General features: G+C 34.4%; 23 protein-coding genes. 4 read left to right on the top strand and 19 right to left on the bottom strand.

The genetic code is table 11. The annotated features are described in order from the left end of the window. Positions 1-55 precede the first annotated feature (55 nt). The 6 genes from AC4BB5_RS06760 to AC4BB5_RS06735 all read right to left on the bottom strand — a co-directional run bounded on the left by AC4BB5_RS06760 (position 56) and on the right by AC4BB5_RS06735 (position 5313). Entirely contained in the window at positions 56-649 is a 594-nt protein-coding gene (locus AC4BB5_RS06760) for a thymidine kinase (RefSeq protein WP_490458595.1), read from the bottom strand. Between the two features lie 237 nt (positions 650-886). After that, positions 887-1171, bottom strand: a complete 285-nt coding sequence (locus tag AC4BB5_RS06755; RefSeq protein WP_071876882.1) for a hypothetical protein — start codon at positions 1169-1171, stop codon at positions 887-889. After that, positions 1164-1535, bottom strand: coding sequence for a hypothetical protein (locus tag AC4BB5_RS06750; RefSeq protein WP_490458594.1), 372 nt, complete (start codon positions 1533-1535; stop codon positions 1164-1166). Before AC4BB5_RS06750 ends, AC4BB5_RS06755 begins: the two co-directional genes overlap by 8 nt. 6 nt (positions 1536-1541) lie before the next feature. After that, positions 1542-2795 carry an alpha/beta hydrolase family protein gene (locus tag AC4BB5_RS06745; RefSeq protein WP_490458593.1) on the bottom strand — a complete coding sequence of 418 codons (1254 nt, stop codon included), beginning with the start codon at positions 2793-2795 and terminating at the stop codon, positions 1542-1544. After that, the gene (locus AC4BB5_RS06740; RefSeq protein ID WP_490458592.1) at positions 2788-3558 is read right to left on the bottom strand and encodes a tandem-type lipoprotein; all 771 of its coding nucleotides are present in this window, start codon (positions 3556-3558) and stop codon (positions 2788-2790) included. The genes AC4BB5_RS06745 and AC4BB5_RS06740 overlap by 8 nt, the downstream gene beginning before the upstream one ends. Positions 3559-3795: 237 nt before the next feature. Continuing rightward, entirely contained in the window at positions 3796-5313 is a 1518-nt protein-coding gene (locus AC4BB5_RS06735; RefSeq protein WP_490458591.1) for a flavocytochrome c, read from the bottom strand. A 319-nt stretch (positions 5314-5632) separates the two neighbouring features. Between AC4BB5_RS06735 and AC4BB5_RS06730 the strand changes: the two genes are divergently transcribed. Next, positions 5633-7033, top strand: a complete 1401-nt coding sequence (locus tag AC4BB5_RS06730) for a TrkH family potassium uptake protein (protein WP_490458590.1) — start codon at positions 5633-5635, stop codon at positions 7031-7033. A 46-nt stretch (positions 7034-7079) separates the two neighbouring features. Here the strand turns inward: AC4BB5_RS06730 and AC4BB5_RS06725 are convergent, their stop codons facing one another. Further along, on the bottom strand, positions 7080-8354 hold the full coding sequence (locus AC4BB5_RS06725; RefSeq protein ID WP_490458589.1) for an NCS2 family permease: 1275 nt from the start codon (positions 8352-8354) through the stop codon (positions 7080-7082). A gap of 496 nt (positions 8355-8850) precedes the next feature. Here AC4BB5_RS06725 and AC4BB5_RS06720 point away from each other — a divergent pair, with 496 nt between their 5' ends. Next, positions 8851-10188, top strand: coding sequence for a MurT ligase domain-containing protein (locus AC4BB5_RS06720; RefSeq protein WP_490458588.1), 1338 nt, complete (start codon positions 8851-8853; stop codon positions 10186-10188). A 41-nt stretch (positions 10189-10229) separates the two neighbouring features. Next, complete coding sequence (locus tag AC4BB5_RS06715) at positions 10230-10925, top strand: type 1 glutamine amidotransferase (RefSeq protein ID WP_490458587.1); 696 nt, start codon at positions 10230-10232, stop codon at positions 10923-10925. A 45-nt stretch (positions 10926-10970) separates the two neighbouring features. Here AC4BB5_RS06715 and manA read toward each other — a convergent pair whose 3' ends face one another. From manA to AC4BB5_RS06670, 9 genes are all read right to left on the bottom strand, one after another. Further along, positions 10971-11945: a mannose-6-phosphate isomerase, class I gene (manA, locus tag AC4BB5_RS06710; RefSeq protein WP_490458586.1), complete on the bottom strand. Its 975-nt coding sequence runs from the start codon at positions 11943-11945 to the stop codon at positions 10971-10973. A 42-nt stretch (positions 11946-11987) separates the two neighbouring features. Further along, a complete protein-coding gene (locus AC4BB5_RS06705) occupies positions 11988-13025 on the bottom strand; it encodes a serine hydrolase domain-containing protein (protein WP_490458585.1) in 1038 nt (345 codons plus the stop codon). 40 nt (positions 13026-13065) lie between these two features. Next, on the bottom strand, positions 13066-13902 hold the full coding sequence (locus AC4BB5_RS06700; RefSeq protein ID WP_490458584.1) for a VOC family protein: 837 nt from the start codon (positions 13900-13902) through the stop codon (positions 13066-13068). A gap of 298 nt (positions 13903-14200) precedes the next feature. Next, positions 14201-15436 carry an ABC transporter permease gene (locus tag AC4BB5_RS06695; protein WP_490458583.1) on the bottom strand — a complete coding sequence of 412 codons (1236 nt, stop codon included), beginning with the start codon at positions 15434-15436 and terminating at the stop codon, positions 14201-14203. Beyond that, on the bottom strand, positions 15433-16143 hold the full coding sequence (locus tag AC4BB5_RS06690; RefSeq protein WP_490458582.1) for an ABC transporter ATP-binding protein: 711 nt from the start codon (positions 16141-16143) through the stop codon (positions 15433-15435). The genes AC4BB5_RS06695 and AC4BB5_RS06690 overlap by 4 nt, the downstream gene beginning before the upstream one ends. Before the next feature lie 11 nt (positions 16144-16154). Continuing rightward, the gene (locus AC4BB5_RS06685) at positions 16155-17318 is read right to left on the bottom strand and encodes an efflux RND transporter periplasmic adaptor subunit (protein WP_490458581.1); all 1164 of its coding nucleotides are present in this window, start codon (positions 17316-17318) and stop codon (positions 16155-16157) included. A 245-nt stretch (positions 17319-17563) separates the two neighbouring features. Further along, a complete protein-coding gene (locus tag AC4BB5_RS06680; protein WP_490458580.1) occupies positions 17564-18214 on the bottom strand; it encodes a TetR/AcrR family transcriptional regulator in 651 nt (216 codons plus the stop codon). A gap of 145 nt (positions 18215-18359) precedes the next feature. Continuing rightward, positions 18360-18941, bottom strand: a complete 582-nt coding sequence (locus AC4BB5_RS06675; RefSeq protein ID WP_490458579.1) for a guanylate kinase — start codon at positions 18939-18941, stop codon at positions 18360-18362. Positions 18942-19080: 139 nt separating this feature from the next. Then, positions 19081-19281: a helix-turn-helix transcriptional regulator gene (locus AC4BB5_RS06670; protein ID WP_490458578.1), complete on the bottom strand. Its 201-nt coding sequence runs from the start codon at positions 19279-19281 to the stop codon at positions 19081-19083. Positions 19282-19727: 446 nt separating this feature from the next. On the opposite strand from AC4BB5_RS06670, the gene AC4BB5_RS06665 reads away from it, so the two are divergent. Next, the gene (locus tag AC4BB5_RS06665; RefSeq protein WP_490458577.1) at positions 19728-20636 is read left to right on the top strand and encodes a helix-turn-helix domain-containing protein; all 909 of its coding nucleotides are present in this window, start codon (positions 19728-19730) and stop codon (positions 20634-20636) included. Positions 20637-20709: 73 nt separating this feature from the next. Here AC4BB5_RS06665 and AC4BB5_RS06660 read toward each other — a convergent pair whose 3' ends face one another. The 3 genes from AC4BB5_RS06660 to licT form a co-directional block, all read right to left on the bottom strand. Continuing rightward, a complete protein-coding gene (locus tag AC4BB5_RS06660) occupies positions 20710-22158 on the bottom strand; it encodes a glycoside hydrolase family 1 protein (RefSeq protein ID WP_490458576.1) in 1449 nt (482 codons plus the stop codon). A gap of 145 nt (positions 22159-22303) precedes the next feature. After that, the gene (locus AC4BB5_RS06655; RefSeq protein WP_490458575.1) at positions 22304-24193 is read right to left on the bottom strand and encodes a beta-glucoside-specific PTS transporter subunit IIABC; all 1890 of its coding nucleotides are present in this window, start codon (positions 24191-24193) and stop codon (positions 22304-22306) included. A 180-nt stretch (positions 24194-24373) separates the two neighbouring features. Beyond that, positions 24374-25216 carry a BglG family transcription antiterminator LicT gene (gene licT / locus AC4BB5_RS06650; RefSeq protein ID WP_490458574.1) on the bottom strand — a complete coding sequence of 281 codons (843 nt, stop codon included), beginning with the start codon at positions 25214-25216 and terminating at the stop codon, positions 24374-24376. Positions 25217-25296 lie beyond the last annotated feature (80 nt).

The raw sequence follows: 25296 nt of genomic DNA, 5'->3' as shown, positions 1-25296 counted from the left end.
TAGTTGCTCCTTTTTAGTTAAGTAAGTGTATTTTATTTTTCATTTTTTTCTTAAATTAATTATTTTCTACCTGTTCACCGTCGATTGGTGGATGAAAATAATGGTTACGGCAAACTGGATAATAGGCTTCATTACCACCGATTTGAACTTGTGTTCCTTCGTAAACGGGTTGACCGTCGATATAATGTAGATTCATTGTGGCTTTCTTGTGGCAAAACCAGCAGATTGTTTTTAATTCTTCTAGTTTATCTGCATATAGCATCAAATACTTTGATCCTTCAAATAGTTCATTACGGAAGTCATTTTTCAAACCAAAAGCCATGACAGGAATATTCAGTTCATCTACGACTCTAGCAAATTCGATTACATGTTGTTTTCCTAAAAATTGTGATTCGTCTACTAAAATACAATAAGGCTTATACTCTAGTTTTTGAATCAATTCATAGACATTGGTTTCTTTGAAAATGGGGATAGCTTCTCGTCTAAGTCCGATACGGCTTGAAACGACACCTACGCCATCTCTAGTATCAAGTCCGCTTGTCATAATCACAACAGGTTTGTCTTGTTCTTCATAATTGTGAGCTACTTTTAAGATCTCAATGGTTTTGCCACTGTTCATTGCGCCATATTTAAAAAATAATTGTGCCATTCCTTCGTCGTCACCTCTCGTTTAGTTCCTCTCGTATTTTACTATAAAACCGAAGTTTTTTACAGTGGTAAATTTAATACTTATGTATTCAGTATTCTTTATTCTATAAAAATCTCCATAACTATAGTCACACTTGCTTTTTACAGAACAATAATAGACGTTTCGTAATAACCAATTCAACCTTTTGATATCCTCAATTTAGAAGTTACAAAAAAATGATGAACCTCTATAAGTTCATCATTTTCCATCTTCTGTAATAGTTGTTAGTTTTTTAGAAGTATTTTCAAACGTTGTTTTTGCTTTTGTTACCCATGCACCTTTTGCAGAAGACTGAAAGTTTGAAATATAATTAGCACTACTACTTTTTAATCGCTCCACTCGAGCTTGTCCCATGCTTTTAACTAGTTGCTTTTTCGTTTCTGCCGTTTGAACACATGGCGGAGCAACCATGCCTCGTATCAGAGCTTTTTCCAATTCTTTTCGTAATCTTTTTAACTCCAGTTTCATTTTTTCACTACTCATTTTCTTTTTTTCTCTCCTTCTCTTTTAAAAGAGTAAGTTCATCTTCTATTAATCGGGTTTGTTTCTTATAATGAATCGTATTTTCTTCTTGTTTATTTTCTAATTCTTTCATTGCCTGATTAACTATCCTGTCTCCATCATCTTTACATTGTTCTAATAAATGATAGACTCTGCTCATATTTATTGGTTCACTGTACTCAGCTTGCTGATAATGATAGCGATAATTTTCCGAAAGATTTTCTAATTCACGACCAAATTTTTGCTTTTCATAAAAGGCTTCTTCTAACTCTTCTTCAATCTTTCTTTGGTTCTTTTCATACTCTGATCCTAAATCTGCTAATTTATTTAAATATGTACTCTCCATGAGAGTTTATCCCCCTATTTGTCTAGCTAACTCTTGGTCTGTTTCTACTTGTTTATTTATGGATGATTGTATTTGACCAATTAATTCATGGTATTCTTGTTGTATCGAAGATAATTCTGATATTTTTTGTTCGCATTCTTCTTTTGGTTCTATTCGAACAATTGGCTCTGTTGCACCACCACCATTTAAAGAATCCACTACTTCTCCTTGATGTAATGTAGAACCTATGGAGTCGGCTGTTTTCAACGTATCAGTCCATAATTTATCGGAATCTTTCTTTGCTTCCCGATACATTTTTTTAATATCATCTATTTCTATTTGAAGGGTTTTACTCATTCCTTGTGTTAAAATCAATGCTTCGGACGCATCCAAATAAATTTCTTCTGAAGCAGATAATCCTCCTCCGCTTTTTAAAAGCTTTGCTCGCAAGACGTCTAACGCTTTTAATTTACTCCGAGTATCTGTTTGGACTTTTTGTTGAGCCACATAAATTTTATTTAAATCTGGAGTATGTTGGCGAATAAAATCCTGTTCTTTTTTTGTTAATAAGCCTGTGATATCATGCTCTTTTCCGTTTTTTATGATGATAATTTTCCCTGGATAGATACTTCCAGGAACTCCACCCGCAGCTTTATTTAATGGGTCATTTTCAGATACAAAATAAATGATATTTCCACTATACCGTCCAAATAAATCGGATAATTCTTGTTGATTCGACTTCTTTAAATTTCCTAATAAATTCATCAGTGGAGCTGAATTATAAAGTATAATATTGGGTATATTGTGTTCCATACCCATAATAGTCCCATTTCTTCCACCTAAAGAGTGCCCTGTAACTGTATCAATAGCATAACCATTTGCTTTTAAATCGTTCATAAACCTGTTACTAGCATCAAAATATGCCGAGGAAGGGCCGTCTCCTTCAAACGCTATATTCACCCATTGGCCTATGTCTTTTGCGCTTTCTAATATACCATTGTCGAGGTTAGTACCAGTAAAGCCGACTACAACTTTTCCTGTGCTGTTGTCCAGAAATGCGACGCCACTTGAGCTTGTTTTAGGGTCGTAGAATGCATCTACTAGTTGGAGATTAGAAGGGAATTTATCAGCATTTTGTAATTTTATTATTTGTTTATTAATATCATTTTTATCAAGACCATTTACTTGAGCATTCTCAACTTCATATGAAATTGTTGCTACTGCACTAGTCGCTTCTGAGTCTTTTTTAATCCCTTTATCTTTGATGTCATAGCTACTCATCTACAATATCCTCCTCTGATAAAGGTTGAAAATCGACTAAATCATCAAACACAATTGCTGGTTTTTTAGAAAATCTTATCTCTAACTGCTTATATCCTATAGAACTTCCTTCTAAATCACCTGTTCCTTTTAATAATAATGTAGGTGCTTTTTCAGTTGGAATATCATATCGTTCTCTCAATGCTTGAACATTATTGTCAGTATTTGTTAACTGATATTCTAATTCATACATGGGTACTTCTGGATTGTACATTTTTTTAATATTTTTATATGTATCTAAATGATTAAAATCACCATACTGCACAAAAAAATTGAAATTTTGTATTTTTTCTTTAATACTATTCTCATTCACATTATCAACTAGATGAAATCCTTCTTTATTATAAGTTACCTCATACTTCTTTTTTGTAACTGGTTTACTCAAATCATTCCATGTTGTAAAAGTGTAATAATATCCCTTCGCTGTTCTTGTATTTCTGTTTAGCCTTAAAATCATTCCCTCTGTAAACAACCCCCCATCTTCTGATTGACTAATGGACATACTAGAATCAAGTACCCAAACCCCCTTATCATCCTTATCAAACTCGTCATCTCGATAGCCTTCCATATCATAAAAGCTCTCCAGATTTTGTGTTGGATACATTGCTAATACTTTATCAAAACTTTGTTCGATTTCTGCTTTATTTTTTGTTTCACATCCAGTTAATCCACTCATTATTATTAGTCCTCCTAAAAATAAATATAGTCCCTTTAAACGCTTCATGGTTTATTTGCCTCCTAAAAAGGATAAAATACTATGCTCAAATAATAGTTTACCATTACTCTTACTGGTTGTCGTTATATTTTTAATTTAAGTTTATTTATCCACCCTAATTGACCATATCTCTTTACATTGTTTTCTTTTTTTTGTTTAAAAAGGCCATACTTTATTCATTATTGAATCCCTAAAAAACCAATAGGCAAACGCGGACGTTTGATCTATTGGTTTTCTTAAATTCATTTATTTTTGTGCTGAAGCAAAGTTTGCTGCTTCTGTTCCAGATTGACGACCGAAGATAATGATATCCGCCACAGCGTTACCGCCGATACGGTTTGCGCCATGTAGTCCACCAGTTACTTCACCAGCAGCGTACAATCCTTTAATTGGTGCTCCGTCTTCTTTCAATACTTCTGTTTTCGTGTTGATTTTTACACCACCCATTGTATGATGGATGCCTGGTGCAATTTTGATTGCATAGTAAGGACCCTTTGATAAATCATGATCCATTCCTGTTGCACGATTAAATTGAGTATCAGATTTTGCTTGCACTTCTTTGTTCCACTGCGTTACTGTTTCTTTTAATACAGCTTCCGGCATTTCGATTTTCTTCGCAAGTTCTTCGATTGTTGCGCCTTCTACAACAAAACCTTGTTCATCATAAAAATCTATTGCTTTGGCACGATCACGAACTCCTTGGTCAAATACTAAATAAGCTGATTTTTCTGGTAAGGCTGTGATTGCAGCAGAAACTTTATCACGGGTATCCATTTCATTCACAAAACGTGTTCCCTCTTTTGAAGCTAAAATAGCTCCTTCACCACGAACCACTTCACCAATCAAGAATGATTTGTCTTGTTGTACGGTTGGATGGATTTGGATTTCTTTCATATCCACTGTGGCTCCACCAAGTTTTTCGATCATCTTGATTCCATCGCCGGTTGTTCCCTCTTGATTAGTCGTTACGTAATCTTTTAATTTTGGATCGTATTTTTCAAGCATTTCTTTATTTGCTCCAAAACCACCTGTCGTAACGATTACGGCATTTGATTTGATTTCTTTGGTTTCTTTATCGTTAAGTTTGACTTTGACACCGTTGACTTGACCGTCTTTTTCAGTGATTTCAGTCACGTTTGCATTGACAAATAACGGAATTTTTTCTTCTTTGACATTACGAACAAGTCCATCGACTAAGTAGCCACCAATTGCTGAACCGTCGGCTGGACGGTGTGTTCGTTTTTCGCTCATTCCGCCAGTAATCGTTAGGTTGCTAAGTTCGATGCCTTTCGTATCTAGCCAATCAATTGCGTCTGCTGAATGGTTTACGAAAAAGCGTAATAATTCTTTATCGTTCGTTCCTTTTCCACCTTTAAGTGTTTCTTCAAAGAATTTATCGTTGCTATCGGTGATTCCATCTTCTTTTTGGTATTTTGTTTCAGACGCGTTCATACCTGAAGACGATTTAATCGTATTTCCACCTGCAACGGGCATTTTTTCTAGAATAGCTGGCTTCATCCCTGCTTCTTTGGCTTGTAAAGCTGCCGTCATCCCAGCACCACCTGCACCGATGATCACGATATCATATTGCTCTTCTAATTCACTTAAATCTGTATAGCCATTGGCTGAAGCGCCAGAAGTAACTTCTGTGCTTTCTTTGGATTCTTTACTTTTCTTTGTTGTTTTGTCTTGGTCACTGGTACAACCGACTGCAACTCCTGCAAACAAACTCAATGATAATAGACTCATGATAACTTTTTTCATTTTTTCCCCACCTCAGTAATTTTTAGTCCTACAACACTTGTTCATTCAGTTTAAATTTGACTTATCTTCTTCCAATGTGAAAAAAATCACATTAATCGCCAAAAAAATAGTCTTTCAAACTCAATTCTTTTTCCAACATTTCAAAAAAAGAAACATAAGAATGTTACTCCTCTCACAATAAAATAACATTTTCTACACGATTTGTGCTATATTCTCTTTTTTTTTAATCAATTTCTTATTTCTTCTAAGCTTTTATTCTTTGTTTGCCCATGATTTAATTTCTGCTATACTTGTTTTAACGATGTTCAGGAGGTCCAATATGAATAATTTTCGGCTTTTATGGCTGGCTCAGCGCAAAGGAAGGCGTTTTATTTCCACTCATTTTTCATCTATTCAAATTATTGTTTCTTACTATATAATTATGACCATGGTTTCTTATTTATTATTTTGTTTACCATTTTTTAGGGAACCTGGCTCTCAGGTTGGTTTTATTGATATGCTTTTTATGGCAATCAGCACTGTGAGCGTTACGGGATTATCTACTTTTGATATTAATTCTGTTTTTAATGACCGCGGCGTGATTCTGTTGGAGATCCTTTTTCAAATTGGCGGTTTGGGCATCATGATGATCTCTACGGCGTTTATCATTTTATCTAAACGAAGGATTTCGTTAAAACAACGGCAACTGATCATGACAGATATGAATCAACCAAAATTAAGTGGTATCGTTCGCTTGATTCGAATCACATTTACCATTATTTTATGGTTCCAAGTGATTTTCGGTACGTTTTTTTCTATTTATTTTTATTTTTCAGGCTATTATACAACGTGGCCAAAAGCGATTTTCTTTGGTTTTTATCAATCGATTTCAGCTGTTACTAACTCAGGCTTTGACGTTACTGGTGATTCAATTATTCCGTTTGCCACTGATTATCTCTTTTTAATTGTTATTATGTTCTTGATTTTTGTTGGGGGAATTGGCTTTCCAGTGTTGATGGAGTTTCGGGAATGGTTATTCTTTAAGAAGAAAAAAAGAGGACTGCCCTTCCGCTTTTCCTTATTCAGTAAGATTGCGGTTTTAGCTTTCGTGATTTTATTTGTCGGTGGAACAATTTTAATTTATTTATTGGAGAAAGATCATCTATTTGTCGGGATGGGCGAAGTACAACGCTGGATCACCTCAATGTTCTACTCTATGACTACTCGAAATGCTGGTCTGCAGATCAACGATTTAGGCGATTTTCAAGTTACGACATTGATTGTCTTTTCTCTATTGATGTTTATTGGGTGTAGTCCTAGCTCTGTCGGTGGCGGCATTCGGACGACGACCGTTGCTATCATTGGTTTGTACTTATATGCTTTTTTGAAAAGTGAGGACAAGATCAATGTATTTGGACGCCGGATCGATGATGATGATGTAAAAAAATCTATTGTTGTCTTTATGCTTTCATTAATTATGTGCTTTTTTGCAGTCTTGTTTTTGACCGCAACGGAAGATCATCCATTGATCGCAATTATCGTTGAAGTCGCATCTGCTTTTGGTACAACGGGCTTATCTTTAGGTATCACATCTGATTTGACAACCGTTGGTAAGCTGATGATTGCACTGTTGATGTTTATTGGTCGAATCGGCATGCTATATACACTGATGTTATTTGTACCAAAAGAAACACGAGATATTGGCTATGAGTATCCTTCTGAAAAAATTATTATTGGCTAAAAAAACTTGCTCACCCTATTTGAATAGTGGTGGCAAGTTTTTTATTTCAAATCAATACATTGACGATCAAATACATCAAAAACAGCCCAGAAATCAGCCACATTGGCAGCGATAGTTCTGATTTTTTCCCAGCAACTAATTTTGTCAATGGATACGCAACAAACCCAAAAGCCATTCCATCGGAAATATTCATCGTAAATGGAATCAAAACAATCATCAACATTGCTGGAAAGTAGTCACTGAAATCATCAAAATGTAACGTCTTGATTTGTTGGATCATTAAGAATCCTGTGATAATGATTGCTGGTGCTAAAGCGGAATCTGGAATATAAGATAGAAATGGCAATGCAAGTAAGGCTAAGAAGAAACAAATACCGCTCGTAATAGACGTTATCCCAGTTTTTCCTCCTTCTTCGATCCCTGTTGCACTTTCGGCTGCTGCCACCGTGGGACTTGTTCCAAAAATACTTGATAACAAGGTAATAAAACCTGTTATGCGATATGCTTGTAGATATTGTTTTTCCTCGGCTTCTGGCATCAGTCCTTTAAGTAAACCCATCGATTCAAAAATTAAAATCATCGATAAGGCAAACACTCCTAGTAAAAAGCTCTTAGAAAAGAATGTACTAAAATCTAATTGTAAAAAAATCTGCGAATAATTGCCTAAACTACTTAATGAAAAATGTTCAGCCGGTGTAACCATCCCAAAAACATTGGCAATCAGCGTTACTACGACGATTCCAATAAAAAAACTACCTTGAATCCCTTTTATAAATAGAACGACAGTTAATATTAGTGAGAATAATGTTAATAAAGTTAAACTATTGTCTAACGATGCCAATTGTAAAAAAGTATGTTCTCCTCTTAAAATCAAGTGCCCTTTTTCTAACCCAATCAAGACAAGAAAAAAACCAATCCCTACAGTGATCCCTGTTTTCAATGTTTCTGGCACGACTTCTGCAAACAATTTGCTGAGTTTCGTAAAAGCAACCAGTAAATAAACAATCCCTGCACAAAAACTAACAGCTAATGCTTGTTGCCACGTCAGCCCTAACGAAAGGACTAACGTATAGGTGAAAAATGAGTTGACCCCCATCCCTGTCGTCAATACAATAGGCGCATCTGCAACTAATCCCATCAAGATCGATCCTATAATTGAAATAAAAATCGTTCCAAAAATCGTTAATTCTTTTGGCATCCCTGCCTCGGCTAAAATCACCGTGTTTACCATAATAATATAGGAAATGGCAAAAAATGAAGTAGTCCCTGCTAGTATTTCTCTTTTTATATCGTCTTTTTTAAGCTTTTTCCATTGAAACATCAAATACCTCCTCAATATATAGGGAACAACATTTTGAATTTCTTCCACCTTGTATTTTCAACATTAGCCTATTTTGTCCACTATGCTTCAAAGTAAAAACTGAATAGACTCACCTAATGAAGACCCCAAATGTACCTATTTACTTAATAAAATTATTTTTTACTTAAATTACAACACTATAAGAATAACACATTGGAAGCGCTTTTTGAAATTTCTGAAATTTTTTTTAGTTTTCCCACATGAAAATACCTAAAATAGATCAAAAAAATAGTTGAGTTCAGGTAGCAATTTTTGAATTGTGTTCTTTTTAATATAATCATCTCATTTTTAATAAATTTTATCATCGTCGCATTTTTCTTGACACATTGATCAATAAACTCCAAATAATAGTAAGAAAGAGTAAAAGGAATTAATTTTTTTTTTCAATTGTGGTATTATAGATTGAGTTTATTGTTGAGTTTGACAACTATACTTGATATAAATTGGAGGGCACTTTATGGGAATCAGAAGTCATGTAGCAATCGCCGCAGGAAAAACTTCTCAATGGGTTTTACAAACTTTCTTTAAAGGTGGCAGCAGCTACCCTGGAAAATTAGCATTAAAAATCGATCCGAAAATTTTGGATACCTTAGCGAAAGAGTATGAAATTGTCGTTGTTACTGGTACAAATGGCAAAACCTTGACAACTGCTTTAACAGTAAATATTTTGAGACAAGAATTTGATCATGTGTTGACTAATCCAACTGGCGCAAATATGGAACAAGGGATCGTTTCTACTTTCTTATCTGCTAAAAATAAAGGTACAAAGAAGAAATTTGCAGTTTTGGAAATTGATGAAGCTAGCCTCAGTCGTGTCACAAAATACATTGAACCAAAATTATTTTTATTTACAAATATTTTCCGCGATCAAATGGATCGTTACGGGGAAATTTATACTACTTACAAACTGATTGTTGATGGAGCAGCTCAAGCACCCAATGCTCCTATTCTTTGCAACGGTGACTCCCCGATCTTCAACTCAGTTGAAACAGTCAATCCAAGAAAATATTATGGTTTCAATCATCTGCCTGATGAAGAGCAAATGGCTCACTACAATACTGATGGCTTGCTTTGTCCAAAATGTCACCATATTTTGCACTATAAGATGATCACTTATGCTAATCTTGGAAAATATTACTGTCCTAATTGTGGTTTCAATCGCCCTGAACTAGATGTTCAACTAACCGAAATGGTTAAGATGGATAACACTTCAGCTGATTTTGTGATTGATGGAAGTGAATACAGTATCGCCGTTGGAGGTATGTATAACGTGTATAATGCGTTGGCAGCTACAGCAGTTGCTGAACATTATGGTGTTGCTCCTGAAAAAATCAGAGCAGGACTAAGTTATGACGAAAAAGTCTTTGGTCGCCAAGAAACGATCAATATTGAAGGTAAATTATGTACATTAGTCTTGGTTAAAAATCCTGTTGGATTGAATCAAGTAATTGATATGATGGAGCTTGCTCCTTATTCATTCTCACTGGTATCATTGCTAAATGCAAATTACGCAGATGGTATCGATGTTAGTTGGATCTGGGATGGTAATCATGAAGCATTCGCTCAAATGGATATTCCAGAAGTGATTGCCGGTGGTGACCGTCATTCAGATATGGCTTTACGGATGAAAGTTGCAGGGATTTCTGAAGATAAATTAAAAGAAATTCCTAATCTAGATGATGTGATCACAGCAATCAAAGAATTGCCAACAGAACATGTTTATATTTTAGCTACGTACACAGCCGTTTTACAATTGCGTAAATCATTAGCTGCACAAGGTTATATTAAGAACTAACCTTTCTAAAAAAAGATAACTTAGAAATGAGGTCAAGAACAATGCCTAAAGAATTAGTTGTGTGTCATTTATATGGAAATTTACTGAACACTTATGGCGATAACGGAAATTTATTGATGTTAAAATATCTTGCTGAAAAAATGAACGTGACCTTTAGATCTGAAATCGTGAGCATTTACGAACCCTTCGATCCTAATAAATATGATTTGGTTTTCGTCGGTGGTGGGCAAGATTTTGAGCAACTGATCATTTCAGAGGATATCCAAACTAAAAAAGAATCGCTAACTGAATATATCGAAAATGATGGCGTGATGTTAGCGATTTGCGGTGGCTTTCAGTTATTAGGTCATTATTATATGGGCGCAAAAGGGGAAAAAATCCATGGTATCGGCGCATTGGATCATTATACCTTAAGTCAAGACAATAACCGTTATATTGGAGATATCGAGATTCATAATGAAGAATTCAATGAAACGTATTATGGATTTGAAAATCATAACGGCCGAACATTTTTAGGTAAAGGAGAACGTCCTTTAGGTAAAGTGATCCAAGGAAAAGGAAATAACAGTGAAGATGGTTCTGAAGGCGTGATCTATAAAAATGTTTTTGGTTCTTACTTCCACGGACCAATTCTAGCCCGTAATGAAAACTTAGCCATTCGCTTGATCAAAACAGCCTTAGAAAAAAAATACAACGAACCATTTGAAGTCCCAAAAGAAATGGTTTCAGTAAACTAAAAAAAAGTGTTAGGATAAAGTTCCTAACACTTTTTTTGTTCTATCTTAAGCGTTAACCCCTGGTTCAGAAGCAATGATCGTCAAATCACCTTCAATACGCCATTTTTCGATATCATTTGGTAAAATAAAGCTTGTTCCTCTAGCTAATTCATAGCTTTCTGTCTTAACGGTATCAACGTTTTCAATAACCAATTGGCCAACACCCTCGATTACTGTTGCTAATGTATACGGCGCATTTTTCTTTACATTCAACACACCTTTGACTTGCCATTCATACACATTGAAAAATGGTGTTTTCAAATATGTAATGATACTTGACTGCCCTTGATTTTGTTGTTGGATCGATAATTGTGCATCTTTAGCTGGAACTGTCGTCACATCAACAGATTGTTGAATATGCAGCTCTCTCGTTTTTCCTTGATCGTCTTTTCTATCATAATCATACACACGATAAGTGGTATCACTGCTTTGTTGTGTTTCTAAAATCATGATTCCTTTACCGATTGCATGGATCGTACCACTTGGCACATAAAAAAAGTCGCCTTTTTTAACGGGAACTTTCTTTAGTAAATCATCCCAGCGTTCTTCTTTAATCATCGTCTCAAGTTCTTCACGGTTCTTAGCATTATGTCCATAAATGATCGTTGATCCTGGCTCAGCATCGATAATATACCAACACTCCGTTTTACCCAGTTCGCCTTCATGAGCCAATCCGTAAGTATCATCTGGATGTACTTGCACAGATAAATCATCTTCTGCATCCAAAATTTTTGTTAATAACGGAAAAACATCTCCCTTGGCATTTCCAAATAATTCGCGATGGTTCGCCCAAAGTTCATCTAACCTCTGACCAGAAAACGTACCATTTTCTACTGTGCTCACGCCATGAGGATGAGCACTGATTGCCCAGTCTTCCCCAATTTTATTACTTGGTAAGTCAAAACCGAATACAGTATGTAAACGATCTCCTCCCCAGATTTTTTCTTGGAACACTGGTTTTAAAAATAAAGGTTGCTGCATAGTTTAGAGACTCCCTTCCATTTATACTCGTCAATTATACCACTAAAAAGAAAGCGATTCATCTTTGTCTGCTATTTTTTCATTCAAATAAATGGTAATCAGCTCATCTCTTTTTTTGATATATTCAGCTCTTTTATCCACCGGATGTACTCGATTAGAAAGAAAAATAAAACCTTCCTTCATTTTAGGATCAATCAATAAAAAAGTCCCAGTATATCCAGTATGAAATAACAACGCTCGGCCAGTCAAATCGTCTTTCAAATCCCAGCCCAATGAACGATGCCCACGTTTGTTAGGCGTTTGATCGTTCAAAAGCAATTGAATTGTATCTTTTTCTAATAGTCGATTTTCCTTGTACATCCCTTCATTCAAATACATTGCCATAAACTTTTGAAGGTCAGTTAAATTAGTGAACAACCCTGCATTGCCAGCATGCTCAGCTAAAACGAACGCTTTTGGATCATGAGTTTGACCACGAATAAGTCCTCTGGTAGGATGATTTTCTGTTGGCACAACTTTAGACGGATCCTTAGGTAAAAAAAGACTTTCATTCATCTCTAATGGCTGTAAAACTTGCTCTTTAAAAATTTCAATGACGTTTTTCCCTAATATTTCTTCCAACATAAACCCAAGTAAAATTGTACCGGTATCTGTATAAGCCACTTTCTTTCCTAACTCTTTGCCTGAACGGACCTGATTATATGCTATTCGTAATTCATCTTTTGTCAGAGTATCTCGATTTTCAATATAACTTTGAATATCAGAGGTATGCGTTAAAAGATGACGGATCGTTATTTTTTCATCTTCAAAGGATGGATAATACGTTTTAAAGGATGTATCAAGATCGATCACGCCAACTTCTGTCAATTGTAAGACTACTGTCGTAGTACAAACAACTTTAGTTAGTGAGGCTACATCAAAAAGCAGCGAACACTGTAATGGCTCGACTGTAGGCATGATTTGAGCATTTCCAAAAGTATGGTCCTCAGATATTCCATTTTTTATAAACGAAAAACTAGCACCAGGAAAAATTCCTTCCTTCATTAATTCTTTGATTTTGTCTTTTGTTTTTTCATACATAATTTGGTTACCTCAATACTTGTTGAACAATTTCGTCCATTTAATTTCTAACAAACCACCATTCAATTTCGCTAGGATCATAGATTGTTAAAATCGTCAATTTTTTATCTACAAAAAATTCTTGTTTCTGATCTTCTAAATGACGTTTCAATTTCTTCATTTCATCTTCATGTGTCAATGTCAGAACAAAGAAATCCAATCCTAAAACTTTTTCAGAATCGACTATTTGATCCTTTTGTTTAATTGAATCTTCTAAATGAACCAGAAAATTCTGCTCATTCATTGATAAAACATCAGCTTGATCGCTTTCAGAAGTCATTCCTAAAATATCTCGATAAAAAGAATGATGCCTAGCCCTATCTTCTACACGTAGCTTGATACGATCAAATCGTACGCCTGCCGACAGGCTTGAATATAGCACTCTACTTTTTTGTATCAAAGGCTGTATATCAAGTACTTTAGTTATTTCTTCCCCTTGCTCTGTCGTTCCTTGATAGCTAATTTCCAATTCATTGCCTTCTGGATCCTCTAAAAACACACTCTTTCGTTGTCCTTTTTGTATAGATTTATAGATGGGATAATTATGCGTTGTAATCCTTCTCAAAAGACTACCGAACTCTTCTTCTGTTGGAATCAACAAAGAAAAGCAGACCGATTTATCAGAAATCTCCAATCGATCTTCTTCAGAATCTATTTCCTCTAATATCAATAAACGACTATCTATTTCTTGTGAACCAAAAATAGACAGATTATTCTCTTCCAACTTTAAAATAAACCCCAATACATTTTTGTAAAAGCTAACCATTCTCTCTACATCTTTCACACGAAGTGCAACCGTTTTCACATATACATCTTCCGACAATTGAAACTTTTCCATTCGTCTTCCCCCTCCGAATGTCTCCCTATATTTATTCTAAACATCTCCAGTGATTTCAGCAAGTAAATGCTCTTTTCAAAAAAATAACAATTATAAGAACTTTTTGAGAAAATGAATCAATCTTCACCTATACCAATAAAAAAATTGCACCACATTTTTCAATCTTAAAATAATCTATACCAATTTTATAAAAAATACCGTAACTAACAATAATCTGCTCTGAATAATTTCCAAAAACACAAAAAGATGCAGAATATTCAATTCATACATCTTTTTATGCGAATAATTGAGCTATTTCTTAATTATAAATAGCTTTAATTGGATCCATTCTAGAAGCACTAATCGCTGGGATAATGCCAAATACAACACCTGTAAGGATAGATACCACTGTGGATATAGCAAAAATTGCTGGTGTCATCACGGGAACAATATCGACGAAACCACCGACTAAGGTTGAAAGTAGATACCCTAATCCAACACCAATCAATCCTCCCAACAAAGTAATAAACGCTGCTTCTAACAGAAATTGCATTAAAATCATACGAGGTTTCGCCCCAATGGCTCTTCGAATCCCGATTTCTCGTTTTCTTTCTGTCACAGAAACATACATGATATTCATTACACCAATTCCACCAACTAAAAGAGAGATTGCAGTGACTGCCATTAAAAACATAGTCATGCCACCAATTGCCTCTTCCATTTGTTTTTGATTCTTTTGTTCTTGATCATTTTCTTTGAAAATACCTTTTACATCAGGATGTCTCTCGTTTAAAATAGCGATAGCTTTTCCAATGACCACCTGTTTATCGGTACCTTCTTTTAATTTGAAGTTAATCCCGCTGATTGACTTAGATGACGCTAGTTTATTGTACGAACTTCTCGATACAAAACTACTGGACACTGTATTCCAATCAATAGACATTGCTTCAGAATTATCCAATGATCCATAATCAAACTGTTCTAAAATTCCAATAACTTTGTACATATAACCATTGATTGAAACAGCTTTTCCAATTAACTCACCTGGATCATCCATCTTTAAACTCATTTCAAACGTATCGTGATTTAGAATGATCACGTCTTTATTGATATCACGATCATCAAAGTCTCGACCATACTTTATCTTATTTTGACCTCTATTCGATGTCACCATCAAATTTGCTTTAGCTCCAAAATAATCCAACTGAGTTGTTAAATTGTCTCCCATCACGCCATCACCATATTGAGGATAAATGGATTCAACACCCTCAATATCTCTGACTTTTTTCATATCAACTCTAGAAAAGCTATAATCTGGTTCTTCGTATGACATCATGCCATTTGAACTTTCATCTTGCATCGTGTAATGTAGCTTTACTACATCCGTATTCATCACACTCGTTGCTGACATTACTTGTTTTTTCATGCCCTCACCTAGTGTTGAAATTGTCACAACGGAGGCAATTCCGATAATAATGCCAATCATTGTTAGAAAAACCCTTAACTTGTGCGCTCGTAAACTTAATAGTGTGCTGATTAGTAAGTTTGAAATCATCGAATCACCTCTTCTTCAAGAAAACGTCCATCCTTCATATGAATGACCCGAGTAGCATATTTTTTCATGTCACTATCATGGGTAACCATCACAATCGTTTTCCCTTGTCGATTCAATTCTGTCAATAACTCCATGATTTCCGTTCCTGTTTCACTATCTAATGCACCCGTAGGCTCATCAGCCATAATCAAAAGCGGATCGTTCACCAATGAGCGAGCAATTGCTACACGTTGTTGTTGTCCTCCAGATAATTCATTTACTTTTGCTTTTGTTTTTTCACCTAAACCAACTAACTCTAAATATTTTTCAGCAATCTTGCGTTTTTCTTCATTGCTTTTCTTCCCTTCATAAACACAAGGCAATTGTACATTTTGACTAACATTTAATGAATTGATCAGAAAGAATTGTTGAAAAATAAAACCAAGAAATTCATTTCGAAACTCAGATTTTTTATTCTCTGAAAGTTTAGAAACATCTTCTCCTTTAAAAAGATAATTACCATCAGAAACACGGTCTAGAAAACCAATAATATTCATTAATGTAGTTTTTCCACTTCCAGATTTTCCCATGATCATAATAAATTCACCTTCATTGATAGTCAAATCCAATGATTTTAAAACGTGTAATTTTTCTTTCCCAACCGGAAAATATTTATTGATTGCTTGCATTTGAATGAGAGGTCGCGGGCTTTGTCCTTCTTGCATCATATGAGCTCCTCCTATTCTTTAGCTGCTGGTACTGCTTCTCCTGATACTTCGTTACTGTCACCAATCAGATCGCCTTCTTTGACTTCTTTCTTAGAAGAAACAATGATTCGATCTGCAGACTCTAAGCCAGAATTAACAATTATATTCTCACCTTTTTCTTCTCCTATCTGAATATCACGACGAATCACTGATCCAAAATCGTTAACTAATACATATTTTTTCCCATCTTGGTCATGAATCGCTTTTTTAGGAACTTCAATAGGTTTAGCATCTCCTAAATTAATCGTTGCCTGCATATGATAGCCATTTTTAATTCCTTCTAAGCTATCAAGAGATAGTTTTACATTGTAAGTAGACATTGTTGCATCAGCACTATTACTTTCACTTTGGTTTTGATTGGCTTGTGCTTCTGGCGGATTATCATCTATATATGAAATCTTCCCAGTAACAGTTGTGCCACTTGAAACGACCGAAAGATTTGCTTTTTGATCTACAGCTATTTTCATTAAATCTTTTTCGTTTACTTTTCCGGCAACATATAAGCCATCTGATGTTAAACGAAGAATAGGTGCATTCTCGTCTTTGACTTCTGGTATTGAAACTCGTCCTTTGAATTTTGCTTTCGTAGAAACAAACTGTTTCGCTGTTAGATCAGCAATTGTTTCGTTTGAAAAAAGAATTTCTTCATCTACACTATCTACCTCTGTTTGATGTTGCTCATCTATAGCAGCTCCTGATGTAGTTCGTTCTTCTTCTTTTGTTTTATTAAAGTTATCAATTGCACGATTCCACTTACTATATATATTCTGTTTTTTTGTTGCAAGTTTACTTAACGTATTATTTTGTGCTTCAATTTCTTTGGTTATTTCTTTATCTTCATACGTAAATAATTCGGTTTCAGGTTCGACGACATCTCCGTTTTTCACTTTTATTTCGGGAGTACTTGTCATTTTTGTATCTTTTGAAAAGGCTTCCGCTTGTTCTGGCTGTACCACACCATTGATATACACTTGTTCAATATCAGGCACTTCAAAATACTCGATTCCTAAATCCTCAGTTGCTGTTTTCTTTTCAGATCCAACCTCTTTTTTTCCTCCAAGTAACCCTGGAAGAACAAAAATTCCGATAAGTGCCACTACAACTATCCCTATAATGATCATTGTTCTTTTTTTCATCACTCTTATCCTCATCTCCTTTTTTCGTTTCATAAAGCTATATTATTTTAATAACTTTAGATATCCTACTCTTTTATTTAACCATTATTCGTTATATCATACAACTTACATTTTTGTAATTAGCTGAAAAGTCTGAATTTTCACTAAAATAATTAAATTTATTCCCATTATTTTATGTATTAAAAAATCGTAATAAAAAAAGATACTTTTTTATTACGATTTTTATTTTTTTATTTATTTATTTGTTAGTGTTTGTAAGCTCCATTTTTCAGCCAATCCAACTTAGTCTTAAAAATGTTCATCGTATTCTGAATATTATATTTTGGATTTTCATCAAGTTGACGATAGCCTTCTGCAATCGATGAATAAACTGTGTTCATAATCATCTGCATCAACATCTTAAATTCATGTTCATCGTGAATGCTCAATTTAGAATAATCAATCAGTTTATAAATTTCAAATCCATGGCGTTTTTTTTGTGATTTTTTACCTTTTCCATCATTTAGTATAAAGTGAGGTGACACTCGGCTAATTGCTCGGTAATCCATATTCATAAAAAAATTTTGATAAAAAGACGCATGTTCCCCAGTCAATACTTCAAAAATCATTTTTGAAAAATATAATTCCATACCCTCAAATAAATTGCCATTAGCATCTTTAAGATATTTTTCAATATTTCTTTTACTATTTTGTTGCAACAATTCAAAATAATAATAGTATAGATCTTCTTTATCTTCAAAATACTGATAAAAACTACCTCGTGGTATCTCAGCTAGTTTCACGATATTAGCGATTGATGCTTCTTTTAAAGATGTTCTGGAAAATTCGATTGAAGCTGCTCCTAACAGTCTCTGTTGTTTCTCTTCAGTTAAATGAAAAAAAGTTTCTTTTGGCATCTATTGCATTCCTTTCTCCTATATGACAATGTGTCACGTGACACATTGTCATTATATCACCGTGATTTGAAAAAGCAATAGAAACGGCTGAAATTTTTATATTCTACATTCCTACAATAAAAAGTAGCGAAAAAGACAGCTTATTTCAGCTCTTTTTCACTACTTCATTTACCACTCGTTTTACATCTTTAACAACATTATCAAACGATTGATTCGCATCAATTAAATAGTAATTTGCGTAAGTCATCACTTTGCTTATATTCTGTGAATCTTGATCATATAATGCACCTCGTTGTTTTAAAATCTCTATATCATCTTCTCGGGTTTGTAATCTGGATAATACATTTTTTTTAGATACATCTAAAAAAATCGGAATAACCATACTACCAAATTGTTTTTCAATTTCTTGAAAGCCTCGAAATGTTAAAACATCATACGCATAATGATTAGATGTTTTTTGAATCAGCTCAGCAATTCCTACGCCATACTGATTCCCATGATAAGTATCATGTTCAGCCAAAGCTTCGTCATTTAGAAGTTGTTCAAATTTTTCTTTCGTTTCAAAATAATAATCTATACCGTTCTCTTCTTCATTTCGGATTGGTCGTGTTGTATGAGATATCACCTTGTATTCAGATGGAAAAACTACTTCTGCTACTTTGGTTTTTCCTGAGCCACTGGGACCCATAATAACAAAGAATGGATGCTTTAACTTTTCTCTTAGCAATGATTATTCCCCCTCTCATAAATTCACTATACATCAATCCAGAAATGCCTTCAATAAAAAAGAAAACAGACAACCACGAAGATGAGCCCTTCATGATTGCCTATCCAAAAGATTTATTTATGAAATTCTACATATCCAATCAATAATCCTTATAATTAAACAACTTAGTAAGTGTAACATCTAACGTATTCGCTAACTTAAAAGCAAGTGCAATCGATGGTATATAACGACCATTTTCAATACTGTTAACAGTTTGTTTTGAAATCAATACTTTATCTGCAAGCTCTTGCTCTGTCATATTTCTATTGGTTCGAATTTCTTTTAGTTTGTTTTCAAGCATCTTTATTTTCACCTTCTAGAAAATAAAATTACAAATTAGTAAAAAATAACTATCATTATGTTTTTGATGTGATATAATTGCATAAATAGTATTTTTTTGAATACTGTTCATGCATCTTCTAACAGCACTAAACTTCCCCAAGCTTTGATGTGTTAGAGGATGCATGTATTTTTATGGGATAACAACAAAAGCATATAAACCAACTAGAACTGCCGTAACACCTAAAATCATTTTTTATTCCTCCAATCATTAAAATTAGTTAGAAGTTATTCTTTCAATAAGTAACTTCTACCACTCCATACTATCAAATGATTTGACGGAAATAAACAACAATTTGACAAATTTGCATAAAAACCAAAAAAAAGACCTCTTTTTTTTAATATTCGATTTTTCTATCGTAATTCTTGTTTTTTATATCATACGTGCAATTTTTAGGAGTGAATCATATGAACATAGGCGAAACATTACGTTTTTTCAGAAAGAAACTACACCTTACACAGAAAGAAATGTTGGATGATCATTTAGATCCTTCCTCTTATTCTCGCATTGAGCATGGAAAGCAAATCATCCGAATTGATACATTAGCTGAAGTTTTAAAAAAATTATCCCTTTCTCCAGAAGAATTTTTTTCACGTGTTTCTTTGGATAAGGAGCAAAAAAATTTTAGAGTATTGTTTTATTACTGTGCTGAACATTTAGATAATCAAACTACTAAACAAAAACTAATTGATTACTATCTTAAATTAGCTAAATTCCAAAATAACTTAAAAGAATTTTCTAATTATATTGTTATTAAAGCTTATTTTTCCTATTATTGGAAAGAAATTGATCCGATTAGTGAGGAAGAGATTCAAGAGATTTATGACTATATACTAAAAAAAGGGTATTACCAACAATATGATTACCTAATCCTTGCAAATACAATTAGATTTTTTAGCATGAAACAACAAGACTTAGTCCTTTTTCGAACTCTTCCAATAGTTGACGAATCTTTACGTGATCCGTTAACTATAAACTTTGCTTACAATATGCTGACAAATCTAATTTCTTCTAGAATTCATGATAAAGACTACGATGGTGCCGCGAAGTATTTAGCCATTGCTAAAAAACAAGACAAAGCAGGCAAAAATTATCATTTTCGTATGAATCTTCAATACTTAAATAATTTACTTGAATATTTAGTAACAGGAGAGCATCAATTTATGGAGTACATTTATGATTTTATCAAATTACTTGAAAATATTGGTGATATTCAGCAAGCTGAAACATTAAAAAAAGAGGTAACTTACTTGACTCACAGTAACTTCGCCAGAAAAAATACAAATGCGTTTCCAAATGGATTATTTAAATGTTGAGTTTGCTTTCATCTATTTATAAAACAGAGCTGTAATTTAGAAAAAATCTAAACTACAGCTCTGTTTCTATTCTCTAATCCAAATTATGTCCATTTGACTCGATCACTTGTTTGTACCAATCAAACGATTTTTTCTCATAACGATTCATTGTACCTTCACCATTGTCATCTAAATCGACATAAATAAAACCGTAACGCTTACTCATTTCACCTGTTGAAGCGCTCACTAAATCAATACAGCCCCAAGGGGTGTAACCCATTAAATCAACGCCATCTTTAATTGCATCTGACATCGCTTCAATATGACGACGTAAATAATCAATTCTATAGTCATCTTCTACATAAAAGTTTTCATCTACATTATCGATTGCACCTAGACCATTTTCGACAATAAACAGAGGTTTTTGGTAACGATCGTATAATTCATTCAAAGCAATTCTCAACCCCTCAGGATCAATCTGCCAGCCCCATTCGCTAGCTTCTAAGAATGGATTACGCACACCACCTAATAAGTTTCCAACTACCGTATCCTCTTCTTCAGCCGTTTCATTGACTGCAGAAGACATGTAGTAACTAAAGCCAATATAATCTACTGCATATTTTTTCATTAATTCTAAATCATCCGTACCTATTTCTAAATCAGATACCCCATATTTGTCAAACATCCGTTGTTGGTAAGCAGGATATTCACCACGCACTTGGGCATCCGTACAATAGAAATTGAATTCTTGATTTTGAGCTAGTGTTGCCATTTGATTGATTGGGTTTGCATCGATACTGTATGTTGTTGCATAAATGATCATACAACCAATTTGCATGTCAGGATTGATTTCATGACCGATTTTAACAGCTTTAGCACTTGCTACAAATTGATTATGCCACGCTTGAAAGACATTTTGATAATCACCAGCTCCAGTTGCTTTGACCATTCCTTGACTTAATGCAGGGAAATGAAAAGCAGAGTTAATTTCGTTGAATGTCATCCAATACTTTACCTTTTTCCCATAACGAGTCAACACCACTGTTGCATAATTTTCAAAGAAATCGATCACCTTACGATTTTTCCAGCCGCCATATTCTTTGGCTAAATGTAACGGCATTTCATAATGAGAAATTGTGATTACAGGCTCAATCCCATATTTCAAACACTCGTCGATTACTTGGTCATAAAACTTTAATCCTGCTTCATTCGGGGTTGCTTCATCGCCTTTTGGGAAAATTCTAGCCCATGCAATTGAGAAACGATAACACTTGAATCCCATTTTTGCAAATAGCGCAATGTCTTCTTTAAAACGATGATAATGATCGATGCCGCGATGGTTCGGGTAAATAAAATTGTCTTCATCGATTTCCCAATTAAACGTGTCACTGCCTAAAATTTGAAAACGTTGTTTGCCGCCAGGCATTGCATCTGCCACCGATAATCCTTTACCATCTGAACGATAAGCACCTTCCAATTGGTTGGCCGCAGTTGCACCTCCCCATAAAAATCCATCTGGAAATACTGTTGTTTTGTTTGACATACGATTTTCCTCCTAAATTTTAAAAGCGTCTGTTAGATAATAGAAATATACATCTGAGGAGATTTCCCCTTCATTCCTATATGACTTATTTCTAATAGAGCTAGACTAAATAGCTAGAGAGCATAACAGTGTAATGAGGGCTTATCTAACGAACAATCGCCAAGAAATCTTCACCATGTAAAACATCCGTTTGATCCATATCTAATACATCCAAATAGTCTCCACTATTTGTAACAACTACTGGCGTTACCACCGGATGACCTGCTGCTTTGATTTTTTCAATATCAAATTTGATTAACAAATCACCTTGTTTTACTTTATCACCTTGTTTTGCAAATATTTCAAATCCAGCGCCATCCATTTCAACAGTATCCATACCGATATGCATCAATACTTCTGCACCATCTTCCGTTGTGATCCCAACTGCGTGTCCTGTTGGAAATAGTGTTGTGATTTCTCCATTAGCAGGAGCATAAAGTTCACCTACTGTTGGCTCGATTGCGATCCCTTTCCCTAATGCACCTGAAGAAAATACTTGATCTTCAACTTTTTCTAAAGGAACGATTGATCCTGTAATTGGGCTCGTTAAAATAATTTTATCATTATTGTTGCCTGTTTGCGCTTCTGAACTAGTATTCTTCCCTTCATCAGATGCTTTGCTACCTTCTTCTGGCTTATCTTCAAATTTTAAAATAAACGTTAAGACAAATGCAATCACAAACGCAATCACTGTTCCAATGACTGCTGATACCAAACCAGAAGTATCTTTTGTATCTTGGGGGATAAAACCAGGTAAACTCAATAAACTAACCAAGCCAAATACATAGTTTTGAACGTGGCTGAAACCGATAAAAGCTCCACCAACAGCTCCACCAATACAAGCTGCAATAAATGGTTTTTTAAGTGGCAAAGTGACACCGTAAACAGTTGGTTCTGTAATACCAAAAACTGACGTGATTGTTGAAGATAAAGCTAAACCTTTTAACTTGACATTTTTTGTCATAAAGAAGACAGCTAATGCTGCACCACCCTGCGCTAATACAGCTGGTAAAAGCATTGGTGCCATCGTATCTACACCACCGCCTGCTGCTGAAAGGTTTAATAGCATGATTGGAACAAAGCCCCAATGCATACCGAACATTACAAACACTTGCCATAAACCACCCATAACGGCACCGGCAATAATTGGGCTGATTCCGTAAATACTATCATAACCTTTTCCTAGTAAATCACCTAAAATTGTTCCGATCGGGCCAATTGCAATAAAAGTAACTGGTGCCATCACAAGAAAAACAGCTAAAGGAACACAAATGATTTGTAAGAAAGAAGGGATTACTTTCTTAAAGAAACGTTCAACATGACTTTGAACATATACAGCTAAGATAATCGGAATAACAGATGATGTATATGCGCTAGCTCCGATGATTACAGGAATTCCAACAAAACTTAATGTTTGACCTGCCATTGCAGTAATACTTGGATGAACGAGTGCCATTGCCAAACAGACTGCTAAAAACTCATTTGTTTTAAATTTCTTCGCAGCAGTAAATGCTAGGAGAATTGGTAGAAATGTAAAAATTCCATCTGCAATTGCAAAAAGAACAACATAAACACCCGACTCAGCAGTCACCCAGTTTAATGTAACAGCTAATGTTAAAAACCCTTTTAAAACTCCAGCTCCAGCCATTGCTCCTAAGAAAGGCGTAAATATAGAAGAAATAATATCAATTAACTGGTTAAAGATATTGCCTTTTGGACCTTCATCTTTTGTTGAATCATCATCACCTAAACCACTATTAGCCATCAATTCTTTATACACGTCGCTAACATGGCTACCTATTACGACTTGATATTGACCGCCGCTTCGAACTACTTGAATCACATCTGGATCTTGATTTAATTTTTCAGTATTTGCTTTTTCCTCATCTTTTAATTTAAAACGCAGACGTGTCGCACAGTGAACTACACTATTGACATTCTCTTCTCCACCGACTAGCGTTAAGACGCGTTCAGCTATTTCTTGATTTTTACTCATTTTATATGCCTCTTTTCCTTAATTTTTTATATAAAAAAACCTAAACTGAAAAAACAATGATTTACTATACTTAAAAACAATAAATATAGATGAATCGCTTGTTTTTTCAATCTAGGTTTTGCCTGCTAAACAGTAACAATCCGCTTCGATTGAAAGTTAAATTTTTAATAAAAATAAATGCTATCCCTTTTTGTCTCCAACCACTCGCTGAATATGAATCGTCAAATAAATTTGTTCTGCCTTATCGATCGGCTTTTGGTATTTTTTGACTAGATAGTCATTGATTCTTTGTACTGATTGAAATGCCTTAGGATACTTACTTTGAATCAACTCATAAAGAAAATCATCTTCCTCATCATGTGCTTCATTTTGCAAATAACGTTGAGAAAAATACTGTAAATGTGTCACGATTCTTTGATAATTCAATGAATCTTCATCAAATGGTTTACCAAAATAACGACTAATGATTGTGAGAATATCTCGTACCATTTCGGTAGCTGACATCGTCACTTCCATATTTCCATTTGCCTGCTCACTATTTACGATATGAAACGCAATAAATCCTGCTTCACTCTCTGAAAAATCAACATTTAATTTTTCTTTGATCAGTGCCACACCTTTTCTAGCGATAGCAAACTCTTTAGGATAAAACTTTTTTGTTTCAAACATCAATGGATTGGGCATTTCAAGACCTTCATTTGCTCTCATGATCGCATAATGGATATGGTCAGTCAATGTTAAATAGATATTCGATGAAAGTTCGATTCCTAAATCTTCTTCCGCAATATCCACGATTTTTTTAACGAGCTCTACTTCTTCTACAGGAATGTCCGCAAATAACTGCTGAAACTGCCCTGAGGTGATAGAGTCTTTAAGAACAAACTCTTTTTCAATAAAAGTTGGATCGATTACATCGCCGATTTTTTTTTGAAATGCTAGTCCTCGGCCCATACAGACGATTTCTTCACCTGATTCATTTTTTGTCATAACGACATTGTTGTTTAAAATTTTTTCAATATACATGATGAACCTCACTTTTACAAATACAAATGAAAAAAACCTAGAATCCACCCAAACAAACTGCTATGGAAGATTCAGGTTTT

This window comes from Enterococcus sp. AMC1252 (assembly GCF_058216515.1).
This window is presented reverse-complemented; position numbering and strand designations above follow the sequence as displayed.